This is a genomic window from Flammeovirga aprica JL-4, assembly GCF_012844305.1.
Classification (GTDB): Bacteria; Bacteroidota; Bacteroidia; order Cytophagales; family Flammeovirgaceae; genus Flammeovirga; species Flammeovirga aprica.
On sequence record NZ_JABANE010000085.1, the window covers coordinates 23,644 to 39,082 of the forward strand.

The window sequence follows — 15,439 nt, forward strand, 5'->3', positions numbered from 1 at the left end:
ACAAACAGAAAAAACGGTCTTCTTCATTTTGACATTATAGTTCCTCTTCCAATGTAATATCTATAAATCTAAAAAGTCCGCATGGAACATTTACTTCCAAGGTTTTTCCATTTGATTTTAATGTCTGATTAGTGACAATATCCTTTATTTCTTTCACCTCTTTCTGTAAAATTACTTTCGCAATTCTATCATCTGGATTGATGTATCCATTATCAATTAAAGTAAGACGAATATGTGAGGCTGAAGTTTGAACCGCCACCCATGCCACTTCACCACTCTCTATTCTTACAGGCAGAGACTTTACACCTTCTTTGATCGCATTTTCGATTTGTTTGTAATATTCACTATCTGCTGAGTAGGTCTTTTTACCATCTGATGATAAGTAACTCTTTCCATCCGTAATAAATTCTTGAAGCTGTCCTTTGTACATGGGGTGCAAATGCTCTTCTAATTTTCCTCTCGGTGCATTCTTATCGGCAAATTTTCCTTCCTGCACTGGAGTGATCAACACTACTCCATTGTGATATTTGGGCATAAAATCTATTCTTCTTTCTTTATTCCCAGATGCGTAAGTAGAGAAGTCATAGGATTTAACAGGTGCAGCAGGCCAAGTGCCATTCATTCTTGAAAATACCTTTGGGTTTGCTTTTTCATATTCCTCATCATAAAAAGTTGTCCATTTAAGATTATTCCCTTCATCCAAATAGTCTTTGTCTGGCTCTTTCATGCTGAGGTGTACTGGGTTGATACTTACCAATTGTGATTTTTTGGGAACATACAAAACACCTTTTTCGATCATTTCATACAGTAAACTGATATACTCCTGGTCTACTGCGTAATTGTTGACATATTGCGCCCCACTAGCTATTGCATAGACCAAATTTCTTAAAAAGTGATTAGGAAGCATCTGATGGGAATGTTGTCTAAGTCTGAAGTAACTTGCATTGTCCCTCGCTCCTCTGATACCCCAGCTGTTAGTGGCTCCGCTTGTCCAAATTCCCAGTTTTCCAGCCACACTCAAATCCATCATTTTGTCTGTTGTCTCTTCCATGGATGGTACAAAAACGTCTGCATATTCACCAGACAGCAACTTATCCCACATCTTCAAATAAATAATTCCCTGCCAGAAAGTATGTTTTGTTCTTACATAAATGTTGGCGTTTCTCCCTTGTGAATACTCCGCAAGTGGATACAAAAAATGATTCAGTGTATATTCAAAATCAGGAGTATAGTGTTCCAATTCTGGAAAAATCATAACCGTTTTCTTTTCCTTTCCACCAGCATCAATGATCTTTTTCTCTGTATCCAAACTGATCATCATAGGGTCATTACCATGTCCTCCCCAATACGCAATTCCTTTTGCATCATTGTAAAGTGGCAGGATTTGATCGAGCATCTGTTGCTGCGTTTTTGTATATTTTTTTCTTTGATCTCTACGTTTTTCATAAAAATCATTTCCGAAATCTGAACGGTCCCAATTTTCTACATGAGGAAGATGCTTTGAATTAAAGAAGTATGGAGATGCATCCGTTTGTTTTATTTTTCTAATCACCTGCGCATTCCCTTCATTTACTTTTTCCGTCAGAAAATAAACATCCTCTCCTTTTCCATCCCATTTTGAAGGTTCAAAAGATTGTATTGCTTTTCTGAACTCTGCCGTGTTGTCCAATATCTTTTGGATTTTGCCTTCAGGAACTAGATTCGCAAAATCTTTTTTCCATGATTGATCATTTAGCTGTAGGATATGAATACAGCTTCCTCCACTTTGGGCACTTGCTAAAAGTAATGAATGCTCTTCTTTCCAAAAATCATTAAACGAATAATGGCCTACGATCACCTCTACCTCTTCTCCAGTTAAACTCGTGTCATAAAGAAGAACTCTTTCACCAAAGAGCGTCAATAGCTTTTTCTCCTTTCCTTCTCCAATACTCACAGTCTGAGGCACCCTATATCCATTGCCTGACTTGCGTGTTTTTTTATTGTCTTTGAAGTGAAAAATGGTTTTTGAAAAATCTTTTAAATCAACCTTTTGCACAAATGAATTCTTAATCATACCTGAAGAACCCATATAAATTTCATCATACCCATCTCCATCAATGTCTTCTACTTTTAAGTCTCCAATTGGGCTTTTTGATTTTAGAATAAGTGATTTAAATGGCTTTGTTTCATTCGCTCTGAAAAAATAAAGTGCTCCAGATGTTGAATTCTGATTGATTGCTCCCGCATGAATCAATATTTCTTCATTACCGTATTGTGCTTTTCTTAAAAAGTTGGTGGTATGTACATGCTCTTTAGGGTATCTTTTCCCATTCTTGCCCCAACCTTTCTGAACTGAATAATCGTAAGCTGAGATAGTCTCTAATTTTTCTCCTTCAATACTGAGATAATACACGTTTTTATCCATTCCGCCAGTGGCGATAAACTTACCTTTTTTCCCATTGAGAACAGTAACGCTGATCAAAGGAGTTTCTCCTGATCTAAATTTCCATTTCAATTTCCCTTTTCGATCTAAACAATAAAGATAACCATCAGCATTTGCAGTGAGTATTTCATCATTGCCGTCATTATTCAAGTCTCCACACCATACATCATGATTGGTAAATCCAGATAGTTTATTTTCCCACTTCTTCTTACCATCATAGGCATACAATAAAATTGTCCCTTCATATGAATTTGCTACAATGTGTTTTTGCCCACTAATCACAGAAGCTCTGACCAATGTAATTGTATAACCTGTTTCAATGCTTTTGATGCTCTTTGCATTTGTTTCTATCACCACACCCATAAAGATGAAGGAGAAGAATAGCAATTTGTATAAGTAATTCATTGTTCTTTCATTTCGTTTAGTACTGTCGCTAAATTCTTCATTATTATCTCCTAATGTGTGCATGTCAATTTTTTAAATGTAATTCCAGATACAATTAAATCACTTGATAAAATTTAGTTTTTCCCGGAAATTACCCTCTTTTTCTTTCATTTTGAAGTCTAAAGCTCGTTTTTCAGAATGTATTGTTAGGGGTATACGCCATATATACGAACAGGCACAGCTTATCTGCATCTTCAACATAAATTGATATGAAATTTCTAATGAAAGAGTACTTATATGAAACTACTTATTAACACACTCCTACTTTTAGGGTTGCTTATATGCATAAAACCCTTTGCTACAGCACAAAGCAAAAAAGGGAAACAAAAGCCCAATCTCATTCTGATTATCACGGATGAACATAACTTCAGAACTATTGGTGCTTATAAGGAACAATTGAAGAAAAAAGGGTTGAAAGAAATGGCCGATCCTTGGGGTGAAATACCTGGGTATTCTACTCCTCATATTAATAGAATCGGTAATGAAGGTGCTATTTTAAACAGTATGTATTGTGCCACTCCGTCTTGTGCTCCTTCTAGAGCTTCTATGTTTACAGGAAATTTCCCTCAAACAACAGGTGTTACTAAAAATGGGAAAGGCCTTAAAAAAAATGCTAACACTATTGCTAAAGTGCTCAATAATGAAGGCTATATCACAGGGTATATTGGCAAGTGGCATTTAGCAAAAGATGATGCAAAACCGGGGTGGCAACCTGATCCTGCTTATCATGGATTTGCGGAACACAAGTTTATGTTTAACAGAGGGCACTGGAAAAAAATTGTTTTTGATGATGACACACCTTTTATACCCAAAGAGGGTTCGGCTAAAGTGGTAAAAACGGCCGATGAAAAAACATATACTACGGATTGGCTTACTGATAGAACATTAGAATTTATTGAGAATCATCAAAATGATCCGTTTATGTGTGTTCTGAGTTTACCTGATCCTCATACACCAAATATTGTAAGAGCACCTTATAATAAAATGTATGCTACAAAGGATATTAAATTACCAGATACTTATTCTACTTCTGCACTTAGAAATGGGTCTTTTCCTGGTTGGGTTACAAAGAAACAACGTTTTAAAGTCGGTTATGATTCTACAAAACTGATCAAACATATCTCACAATATCACGGCATGGTCAAGTGTATTGACGATAACATCGGTAAAATATTTAAGAAGCTGGAAGAATCAGATATCCTTGACAACACCATTATTGTATTTACCTCTGATCATGGTGATATGCTGGGAGAATTAGGGCACGAAAATAAAGGTACTCCTTATGAAAGCTCTGCCAAAATTCCATTTCTAATCCGTTACCCTAAGAAAATCAAAGGCAATACTGTGGTCAATAATGCTGTAAATACTGTCGATTGGATGGACACTTTTCTATCATTAATGAACGTAAGCACTAAGAATTTCAACCCTTCAAGTACTGAAGGCAGAGATTTCAGTGAATTATTAAAAAATGGAGATGAATCAAAGTTTGAAAACATCACTTTTGTCAGAATTGATGGATGGGTAGCTGCGGTCACAGATCGTTATAAACTGATATTCGACGAACAACAGAAAAAACCTTGGTTCTTTGATTTGGAAAGAGACCCTGCCGAAACCATCAATCTTTACGATGAAAAGCAGTATAAAAACATAATTTCTGAGTTATCTTCTCAATTACTGGATTATGGGCTTCGTACCAAAGATGGTATTGTAAACGCTGAGAAAGTAAATCAACAGATACGTAGTAATGTGCTTTAGGTCAATGAGAAGTTGAATTTATTTGATAGGCCCATAATTTCAATTATGGGTCTACGTTTTATTTGTCCTAGTACTCAAACATTCCTAAGAAAAAAACACAAGTGAAAAATAATCTCACTTGTGTTTCAATAGGTGTATTTCCTGTCTATAACTTCAATAACAACGAGCAATAGATCAGTTGAATCTAACAATTATATCTAAGCGAAGTAGTCACATCATCATGATATAATTATTAGTTTGAAATGCTTTGATTTTCTACCGGAATGATTGGCTCGAAAGTAATAGAAGCCAAATTGATCCAACCTGAAGCGTCATCAGTATTCAATGTCACTGAGATCGTTTGCTTTCCTGTTTTGTCAAAATTCACGACCCCAAGTTTTCTATCTTTGAATACTCTGATGGTTCTAGTCTCGAATTTATTTTCAATCTTCATTTTGTCACCGCTAAATGTCGGTACGAAGAAGTACTCTTTCTCATTGATATTCAAAATACCTTCCTGCATATCAGCATCTTCATTAGAAGTGTACTTGATTTTTACGATGTACATTCCTTCTTTCGGTACATTCACTTCCCAAGTCGCTTTACTTCCTTTACCTTCCCATTTCTCAATAATCGGAACTGCATGCCAATCACCGAAAATTTCCATCCAGTTAATTTTCCTCTTAGAACAGCCTGTCAGCTCCGCTTCATGAGGCAATAATTTTGTTGTCAAACCTGTATTGAATACTTTATCAGAATTGATATTTGGCTTCCCATCAAACTCAACCACAACCACAGAAGCTACAGGGTCAGGCATTCTTAATGGCAAATTCATCATTGTAGCACCTTCCAAGTTGGTCACTGATACCTTAGACTTATCATCCATAAAGTAAGCGTTCACTACTTTTGAGTTGAACTTAGGAACATAGATTTTGTTATCCTTCGGCCAATCCTTGATGAATAAATACATTTTATTCCCTTTCTGCGTAGCCGCAAACTGAGTCTGACCTCCCAAATACATTGATTCTGTACCGTAAATAGCCTCTTTGTATTTTGAAATCCATGTACCTGTTTCTCTTAAAATCATTGCAGAAACTTCAGGAACTGAACCGTCACCTTTAGGACCGATATTGAATAAGTAGTTACCACCTTTAGAAATTACATCGATTAAACGGTGCGCCACTTCTTTAGGTGTTTTCCAGTTGAAATCTAATTTACTATAGGCCCAAGTGTTGTTGTGCGTATCACACGATTCCCAAAGACCATCAACAGGCTCTTCAGGTATTTCATTATCACCTAACGTTTTGAAATCACCTAAACCTTGACCAATTCTACTATTGATTAAACAGTTGGGTTGATATTTCTCTACCAATGCTTTTAACTCTAATACCTGCTCATGCTTGATAGGACCTGGTGTATCAAAGAAAATACATCCAATGTCACCATAGTTTGTCACCAACTCTTTCACTTGAGGAAGTGCTTTTTCGTTCATGTATTTCTGAACATCCGCCTCGTCAGGGTTAAACTCCCAATCATTACCAAAACCGTTTTTTTCGCTCCAGTCCAACATTTGAGAATAATAGAAGCCAAAACGGAGACCTTTCTTCTTACACGCTTTTGCCAACTGCTTGATAAGGTCTTTTTTATAAGGAGTATTTGAGATATTAAAATCACTCGCTTTTGAATCAAACAATGCAAAACCTTCATGATGCTTTGCCGTAATTACAACGTATTTCATACCTGCGTCTACAGCCAATTGAGCAATTGCATCTGCATCAAAATTAACAGGGTTAAAAGTGTCTGCTAATTTTGCGTAATCCTTAGATTCGATTTTTGCTCTTCTCATGATCCACTCATTGATCCCCCAATAGTGTTGCCCTTGGTACTCACCTGCTAGCTGAGCGTATAAACCCCAGTGGATAAACATCGCAAATTTTGCCTCTTTATACCATTGGTGTTCTTTATGTGTAATTTCTTCTGTTTTCTCTTTTTCTTCTCCCCACAGCTCATTCATTTTCTTTTGCTTCTTCTGCCCTAGAACGGTAAGAGAAGTAAAGAGTAATAAGGCTAATATTGCATTCTTTTTCATACTCAAGTTATCTTAGTTTCTATTTAATAAAATAATCACACTGCAATTTTAGAGGTTTAAGATTTAAATTTTTCTCCCAAATCTTACATTCATTTATAGTTTTATATAAATACTGATCTACAATAGAATAGAGTATGTTTTGATATATAAAAGAGCAAAATACCCCCTATAAATCAACAATTATAAACTTGAATTACTCTAAATGATCAATTGGTTTATTGTTGTATTTTTGAGATTCTAAACCTTTTATCTAATGGTATTTTTGGTTGATGATAAAATGTATTGATGTGGGTGAAGATATTGATTTTTTATAATCAAGTTCCTAAGTTTAGTCAAGTGAAGCTTAAAATTAGATACCATCTGTAACTTCAATATAGTATTTGATTATCTCGGATGAGCCTGAATGAAATAAAAGTGAATCTCCGTGAGATTTGAAATACTTAAATATAAGAGTTTCATTCCCCTTTCCTATTGCTTTAAAATTCCATAACTCTACACCACAACAACACTCTTTTCGTAAAAATCCACCATCAATACTTTTTCTAATAAGAGCTACTTTTTTCAATGCATTTTCATTCATCAATTTGATTTCGTACCCTTCTACTGCATAAGAACAAAGTCCAACATTAAACTTTTCTCCAGTTTTTACTGTCTTATTTTTTTCATCAATTGAACAAGAAAAACACAACAAGGTAAGTGCTATTATAATACTTATTTTCTTTTTCATTTTTGAAGGTAGTTTGCCAATGATACATCAGACCAAAAACAGGTCATCCTAACTGATTCACCATTTTCGTCCCCGTAATTATTTGAACGGGATGTTGCAAAACCTCCTTCATGATTGATTAATCTATATACTTTTCCAGTTGTAAATACTGTTTCGATGAACTTTTTATGTCTGCTGTTTATCGTTTGTGAATCTTTGAACATGACTTTTTTGAAAGTGATTACATTAACTATTATAGAAATACTAGAAGAGTTGAAACTTTTATCTTATATAAAATTTTACTCTATCCATAGGGTTTTCTTTAAAAACGAAATTTTCATTGTGGTATTCATTTACATCATTAAAAGTTTGAACCATTCTATCTCTTTCAGCACCTGTTGGCTCAATAAACAATGTAGAAGCCTTCTGTATCCATTTATTTATACACAACTTTGCATGATTTCTTACAACCTCTTTTTCATCAATGGTACCAATCATTAAATCGGGTAAAGAAGTATACCCACCTATTAAACTAAACATTCCCAAAATTGATAATTTATTTTCTTCATTTAAATCTTGATAGGCATTCCTGACAAAAGCTATCAATTCTTTATCTCGACTATTAGCAATGAAATTAATAATTAGTTTTTTCACCCCTGTTTGTGTGGTGAATATGTTTGCTTTAACAAAAGCAAGTACTTCATTGGGGTTCAAAATCGATAATACATAAAAGCAGGGCTTTACTAACCTAATTTTATCACTTGACAAGTACTGTGTAAGATACTCAACACAATCTTTTGCTTCTATTTCTAATAACCCCAACATTGATCCAACTTCTTGATGATGATTGATCAAATTTTGAATATAAAACTCTCTAAAATCAATAGCTGTATCTTTCAAATAAAACCTTGATAGGTACCTTATATTCCCTGACCGATCAGCTAAATAGTTTTTCAAAATGCTTTCAAAATTATTGGAATTTTTGAAGTGATATAAAGTATTATGTCTTACCAAAGAAGATCTATCTTCCAATAATGTTTGTTTTTGATTTTCAGTAAGAATTTCAAAATGGTTTAAAGTCAATAATCTGATTAAGAAGTGCTTGTCAGATAGTAATAACTTAATTTCTTCTTCAGAAGTAATTACTTTTGATAGTTCAGTTGCAATAATTCGCCTTTCTTTATCCTTGATAGTAGAAAAAACTTCCAAGGTTTTTTCTCGGCAATCAACAACCAAAAACTTAATCACAAAATCATACACCTCTGAAAGATCAACTCTCCCTACAATCTGCAACCATTTGATAAGTAATATATTGTTAATCAGTTCTTGGTGAAATTCAGAGGCAACCAAACCTTTTAATGCCTCGTTTGCTACTACTCTAATATTTGGTACCCAATCTGCTAATCTAAATAAGATAAATGGTAATATATTTTGTTCCCGTAACTTGCCCAAGTCTCGAAGTGCTTGTTCTCTAATGTATCCATTGCTATTCTGTGACGCGATTTTCATCAGAACTATGAAATGATCTCGATCAAACTCATTCTTATAGAATGCTATATCTTTTTCTGTAATTGGGCAATACCTCAGTGTATTATAATAGTTTTTTTTCCCTGAAATCTTTTCAAAAAGTTGTTTTATTGTTTGAACAGTTACTATTCTGATTTCTCTTGAATCCTCTCTTAAGTAAGAAATTAAATGAATTATTAAAGATGGATGTCCTATCACTGATAACCTAGAAAGAGCTTTTATCTTATTGATAGGCTTCTTTTTTGGTAAAAAAGACCAATTTCTCTCCTTTTCCTCCAGTATTTTTAATAATCTCCAGATTTCCTGCATTTTTTATTAAGCTTTATCCTATTCTTTAAAGAACCCAATAGGTATGGTGTTATAGATTGCTTTACTATGTTCGCTTTGTTATATATTTCCTGTTAGTTAGAAATATCTTAAACCTTAACATAAAGGTAAAAAATATTACAATTAATAATGTGTAAAGAGGTTTTAGTAGGACTTATTATTTCACCTTATAATATTGAACTTTGAAAGAATGTAATCACTCCACACTTAGAAGGTTTCTATAAAAACTTTAGGTACGGGTAACATAACATCCACACCAGTGATTTTGACCAGTTATGTACCGTATGAACGGTCAAAACTTATTGCAACCCCATTGCCTACACGCAATGCTATAATTATCCGCTTTTGAATATTCTCACATTTTAATTTATTTTGTGAAATACAAACATTCTCCATAAAGACACTTTTAATGCCTTTTAATTCAATTGAGTTTGCTATTTTTTTACCAATAATTTTTGTGCTTTATTGGTTTGTGGCCCAACAAAAGTTGTGGCTACAAAACAGCCTTCTCTTGATTGCTAGTTATTTTTTCTATGGTTGGTGGGATTATCGGTTTCTAGGACTCCTCTTTCTCAGTTCAAGTGTGGATTTTAGCGTTGGTCTTTTACTTGGTAAAACGAAAGAGCAAACACAACGAAGGGTATTACTTCTTGTAAGTATTTTTGTGAACTTAGGTTTACTAGCTGTCTTCAAATATTATAATTTCTTTGCTGAAAGTTTTGTCACTGCTTTTACTCTATTAGGTAGGGATTTTAAGATTGAACATTTAGATATCGTTCTACCTGTAGGGATTAGTTTCTACACCTTTCAAACGCTAAGTTATACCATTGACGTTTACAAAAGGAAAATTACTCCTACTCATGACCCTATCTCCTTCTTTGCATTTGTGAGTTTCTTTCCTCAGCTTGTTGCTGGCCCTATCGAAAGAGCTTCTCATTTATTACCTCAGTTTTCTAAGAAAAGAATCTTTGAATATCACAAAGGGGTCGATGGTCTCCGTCAGATTTTATGGGGGCTATTTAAAAAAGTGGTTATCGCTGATAATTGTGCTTTGCTCGCAGATCAGGTTTTCGATAATTACACTGAAATGAGTGGAAGTTTACTGGTACTTGGAGCTGTCTTTTTTGCCTTTCAAATCTATGGTGATTTCTCGGGTTATTCTGATATCGCTATAGGAACAGCCCGTTTATTTGGGTTTGATTTGATGCAAAATTTTAATTCACCCTATTTTTCCAGAGACGTAGCTGAGTTTTGGAGAAGGTGGCATATTTCGCTTACCTCGTGGTTTAAAGATTATGTTTATCTTCCTTTGGGTGGAAATAGGGTAGTCAAAGTCCAACAAATTTTTAATGTCTTTATTGTATTTCTTATTAGCGGTTTATGGCATGGAAGTAATTGGAATTTTATTTTCTGGGGATTTATTAATGCCTTGTTTTTCATTCCCTTATTACTTCTACAGAAAAATAGAAATCACCTAAATAAAATAGCTGAAAATCGGTTTCTTCCCTCCTTTAAAGAAGCTCTTCAAATTAGTTGCACATTTGGTCTTATTGTATTGGGATGGATCTTTTTTAGGTCGCCGTCTGTCAATGTTGCATTAGGTTATATACAAGGTATTCTTTCTCCTACATTATGGGATTTCCCTTATTTATTATTCAATATCTTAGGTAAAGTAAAACCACTTCTGCTCTTAATTTTCTGGGTTGTTGAATGGATAGGAAGAGATCAAAATTTTGCACTCCAGCAAATAGATAGGGTAAAAAGCAGAAAACTCAGATGGGGAATCTACCTCCTACTCATTGGCACAATTTCCCTTTACAAAGGAGAGCCACAAGATTTTATTTACTTTCAATTTTAATGGATTTCACCTGTTACCATGAATACTTTTATAAAAAATAGTTTCAAGTTTTTATTGCTATTAACGGCAGTCATTGTGATCGGTATCTTTCTTCCTCCTACCCCAAAAGCCTCTAAATCTTTGTTGTTCTCCAAAGTTGCCAAAGATCAATTATTAATTAATACCCCTTCTCCTAGAATCATTTTTGTGGGCGGTTCCAACCTCAGTTTTAGTTTGAATAGTCAGATGATTCAAAATACTCTTCAGCTACCCGTCCTCAATTTGGGAATCAAAGAAAGTATAGGCCTTCGCTATGATTTGGCAAGTATCAAAAGGTATATCAGAAAGAACGATATTATCATTATAATACCAGAATACACTCAGTTTTATATCAAAAGTAGTGATTGCTCAAAAGAGCTTTCATCAACAATTTTAGATCTTAATAAAGCTGACATTACATTATTGGATAGAGAGCAAATTCCAAATTTTATCAAAGCAATCCCTTCCTATGCTTTCTCCAAATTCAATATTTTTGACTATTTATTTTACACTGAAAGTGAAATATATAGTGTGCATTCCTTCAATCAATTTGGAGATGCTAATGCACATTGGGGTTTAGAACAACGCCCTTTTCCTCCCATTGAAATAAAAGATGCCTCTGAATACAATCATGATATTCTACAAGCTATCCTTAATTTTGAAAAAGACATCACCGAAAAAGGTGCTCAACTTTTCCTCTCCTACCCTGCAATTCAAGCACTTTCTTTCAACAACAGTTCAGAAAGAATTCAGAAAGTAAAAGAAGAATTTCAAAAGGCGAATTTTAAAATTATTGGTTCTCCTGACAGATATGTTTTTGGTAATGAACTGATGTTTAATAGTCCTTATCATTTAACGAAAATGGGAGTTGACTTAAGGACAAGTCTATTGATTACAGATATCAAAAATAGCGTTTCTTTATCGGGAGATTCAACTTTTAAATAGATCTGCTCGAAACATTTAAAGTCATACTTCATTTTAAACCCCATTCTTTATTAGGAAGTATAACTTCATCTATTTGCTGAAGTGCTTAATATAAAAATGTAGAGGGTAGACTAATTAATCATTAATTAATTCTTGATGAGGTATTATTTAAGGGGGGAGCTTTGTATTTTTTAATGAAGAATGAAGAAAAAACGGGTCACCTTTCCTTCATTCCTCATCCAAACATGATCTTATAAAAATGGGTTTTTAATCCTGTGAATTTCTGCATTATTCATGAGTACTATAAACTCTGACTGATCTTTAAGAACGTACATTTTCTGTACACCATAATATCTGTCTTCATGTTGTTCTAACTGAAGAGTATTTAAATTAAAACGATTAATGCTTCGGCGTTCTATTAAATACAAATAGTTTTCATCGTCTGAGAATGCCCCGGGAAATTTTGAATAAATTGATTCCATTTCCCCAAAAGATTGTATTTCTTCAAGCCCTAAATTGTTCTTTGAAAGTAGTGATGTAGAATAAATGTACTGATAAGAAGGACTAAAACAGACTGAAGATATCGAAACTCTTTCACCATATTGAGTATACGTTTTGTCCTCCTCATTATACACTACAGTATAATATTTTCCATCAATCCAAGCTGAAAAGTATATTCTATCAGTATTATCTGAAATAATTTCAGTGGATGTCCTTGGGTTATACAGCTCTGAAACTTCTTTAGTATTGAGATCCAATTTGAATAATTTGGATCTTTCTCCACACACCAAATAAGCCATATTATGCTTCGGCAAAACCTCAATATCCATAATTTCATAATCACCTACATCTTCATAAACATCTATTTTATCAATAGCATAAGTTTCTAAATCAATAATTGCAATTGCTCCTCCTGTTTTTAAAGCAACATACAACTTGTTCTCTGTAAGCATTAGCCTATTTGGAGCTCCTCCCACATAGAGATATTTTATTTCATCTCCATCCAAATCAGTAATTATTACTTCATGTGTATTTCCATTACAGGCATAAATCAGGTTTCTAGTGTCATCATAGATCATATCTGTAATTCGGTATCCTAGATATATATAATTACCGTATCTGATTTCCTCTGTCAGTTCACCTTCTAACCTCCCTTCTTCTCCACCACCTAACACTAAATCCAATCGGTAAGCATATTTGACTCCATTGTTGAGATTTTCATCAATAAACTCCGTTGTACTTTCACCTTCAAACCTCAACGTATCATAAGTGTAATCAATATCATTCCTTCTGAGAATCTCAAAATTCACTCCTTCGGGAATGTTTTCCCATTCTAATTTCATTTCCCCCTTTTCAAGAGAAACACTAGTCAACGATATGGGATGAATACTATTTATTTCAAAATCAGTAGAATTACCATCAATGGTAGAAGCCCTGATTATACTTCGTTCCACTCCTGTAAAGTATTGAAAAGCGTCTGTATAGCCGTCTCTATTGGTAAAAGTTGTAATTGTTTTCTGGCCTCGCAACATCGCATCTCCCTCTATTACCTCGTACTTGACTTCTATATTAGCCGAAGGATTTTTGTATTTGTCACCCACAAAAACAGACAATACATCATTCGTTTGATTATACTGCTCTTTTGCATAAGTGCTGGCATTGTATCTTGGTAAGATAATCGATTTTGAAGAAGATAGCACCTCAATAGTCTTTGATAATACAGCATTGTTCAGTGGTGTACTCACACTCAATGTCAATGAAGATGTGGTATCTAATACCGTAAATTCTGCTACTGCTAAGCCATTATTATCAGATGAAATAACTGGGTTATTAAACATAATTATAGACGGATCTCCACCAAAAGTGATCGTTGCATTTTTTATAGGTGTGATATTATCCTCAGCGAGAATTTGTACTATAAAAGTATTATTGGACTGATCTCTATCCAAATAATAAATCGCATTGGGTTCATCAATCCATTTAAAACCGGTCTTGCTTCCATCAATTAGTGATGCTTCTTTACACGAAAAAAATAGACCAAAAAGAAATGTATATATTAAAAAAAATCTCATGTTAAAGGCTAATTATTTGAGTTACTGTACCAGTACAAATTATAATTTTACTTTCATCCTCATTGATAAAAATGTCTGTTTGCTTACCATCATGATAATCCGTTTCTATCGGAATCGTTCGCAATAATTGGTAGTTATTCGAATCATGAATACTAATGTCTCCACTTAGAATTACTAACTTTTCTTGATCGGACGTTAATGTGGCTACACTAGCTGATCCTATATACGCTTTAGCTGCTAACGTTTCTATATCATGCACTACACCATGTTCAGTTAAAATTATATTTTTCTTAGAAACAAAAACTGGTATTCTGCCTCCATAATTCAAAATTCTTTCATGCTTTGCAGTAATCTCTAAATCTTCCTTTCTTATTTTTACTGTTCCTATAGATCCAAAGTTTCCCACATAAATATTCTCGGTATCTTCCCCTAAAAAGGCTTCAACAGGAATCCCTACTCCTCCTTCTATTACAGTATAGCTTTCATCAACAGGGTTATAATAGGCAACATATCTTTGATAAGGAATCTCTCCTTTATTTAAATAAGTAGCATAAATAACTCCATTTTCTAACCCAAAAACATAAATATCATCTACATTACGATTTGCTGTAAAGTGTCTTAAAGGCAACTCTTGAATCACCTTATTTTGGCTTCCATCAAAAACACGAATGGAATTTTCAGACAGCAACAAATAATGTTCGAGCTTATTGTATTTATAGACTCCTGTTATTTTAGCTTCAAAAGTATGCTGATATAAAATGCTTAGATCGTTTATGTCTCTTTTGATTATCGTATTCTTTTCCCACTGATAAAGGTATTTATAACTATTTTGATGTAACCAATTACTCACTTCAAATAAGTTTCCTAGATGTGTTTCTTCAGTTTGTGGTCCTTTAATGGTTGTATCAGAGCCCCTCACTTTTATTTCTGTATAATAATAATAGTCCTTACCAATAATGTAAGGTACATTATCAATACAAGTTTGGGTATTTGGATCATCTGTTTCAAAAATGAGTTCTCTATAAATTCCTGATCTCCCATACCCTCTGTAAATCATATAAGAAAGAAAATCCTCCCCTTCATATTTATCCCATGTCAATTTAGTCTTCTCACCTAATCTTTCTATTGATGTAGAAGGAAAGCCCTTATAATGGTAGGCTGTAAAAGTAATTGTATCTGATTCTTCAGAAAAAACTTCAATATGTTCAATTGAATTATCGCCTCTATTATAATACTTAATTCTTGCTAAGTACTGAGACAAATTAAAATATAAGCTATATTTATACCCTAATTATGGGTCGTAAAACAAAAGTTATAG

At 33.8% G+C, this 15,439-nt stretch carries 10 protein-coding genes; 3 read left to right on the top strand and 7 right to left on the bottom strand.

The annotated features are described in order from the left end of the window. Window positions 1-34 precede the first annotated feature (34 nt). A complete protein-coding gene (locus HHU12_RS24175; protein ID WP_169659311.1) occupies window positions 35-2,890 on the bottom strand; it encodes a PQQ-like beta-propeller repeat protein in 2,856 nt (951 codons plus the stop codon). Between the two features lie 213 nt (window positions 2,891-3,103). Here HHU12_RS24175 and HHU12_RS24180 point away from each other — a divergent pair, with 213 nt between their 5' ends. Next, window positions 3,104-4,621, top strand: coding sequence for a sulfatase-like hydrolase/transferase (locus tag HHU12_RS24180; RefSeq protein ID WP_169659312.1), 1,518 nt, complete (start codon window positions 3,104-3,106; stop codon window positions 4,619-4,621). 232 nt (window positions 4,622-4,853) lie between these two features. Here the strand turns inward: HHU12_RS24180 and HHU12_RS24185 are convergent, their stop codons facing one another. The 4 genes from HHU12_RS24185 to HHU12_RS24200 form a co-directional block, all read right to left on the bottom strand. Then, entirely contained in the window at window positions 4,854-6,689 is a 1,836-nt protein-coding gene (locus HHU12_RS24185; protein WP_169659313.1) for an alpha-L-fucosidase, read from the bottom strand. A gap of 349 nt (window positions 6,690-7,038) precedes the next feature. Next, window positions 7,039-7,416, bottom strand: a complete 378-nt coding sequence (locus HHU12_RS24190; protein WP_169659314.1) for a hypothetical protein — start codon at window positions 7,414-7,416, stop codon at window positions 7,039-7,041. Then, window positions 7,413-7,619, bottom strand: a complete 207-nt coding sequence (locus tag HHU12_RS24195) for a DUF2750 domain-containing protein (protein WP_169659315.1) — start codon at window positions 7,617-7,619, stop codon at window positions 7,413-7,415. The genes HHU12_RS24190 and HHU12_RS24195 overlap by 4 nt, the downstream gene beginning before the upstream one ends. Window positions 7,620-7,677: 58 nt before the next feature. Beyond that, the gene (locus tag HHU12_RS24200) at window positions 7,678-9,231 is read right to left on the bottom strand and encodes a HEAT repeat domain-containing protein (protein WP_169659316.1); all 1,554 of its coding nucleotides are present in this window, start codon (window positions 9,229-9,231) and stop codon (window positions 7,678-7,680) included. A gap of 601 nt (window positions 9,232-9,832) precedes the next feature. Between HHU12_RS24200 and HHU12_RS24205 the strand changes: the two genes are divergently transcribed. Both HHU12_RS24205 and HHU12_RS24210 read left to right on the top strand, forming a co-directional pair. Beyond that, window positions 9,833-11,107, top strand: coding sequence for an MBOAT family O-acyltransferase (locus tag HHU12_RS24205; protein WP_317170533.1), 1,275 nt, complete (start codon window positions 9,833-9,835; stop codon window positions 11,105-11,107). 18 nt (window positions 11,108-11,125) lie between these two features. Then, entirely contained in the window at window positions 11,126-12,070 is a 945-nt protein-coding gene (locus HHU12_RS24210; protein ID WP_169659318.1) for a hypothetical protein, read from the top strand. Between the two features lie 230 nt (window positions 12,071-12,300). Here the strand turns inward: HHU12_RS24210 and HHU12_RS24215 are convergent, their stop codons facing one another. Next, window positions 12,301-14,121, bottom strand: coding sequence for a YncE family protein (locus HHU12_RS24215; protein ID WP_169659319.1), 1,821 nt, complete (start codon window positions 14,119-14,121; stop codon window positions 12,301-12,303). Window position 14,122: 1 nt separating this feature from the next. After that, window positions 14,123-15,382: a hypothetical protein gene (locus HHU12_RS24220; protein ID WP_169659320.1), complete on the bottom strand. Its 1,260-nt coding sequence runs from the start codon at window positions 15,380-15,382 to the stop codon at window positions 14,123-14,125. Window positions 15,383-15,439: the final 57 nt, after the last annotated feature.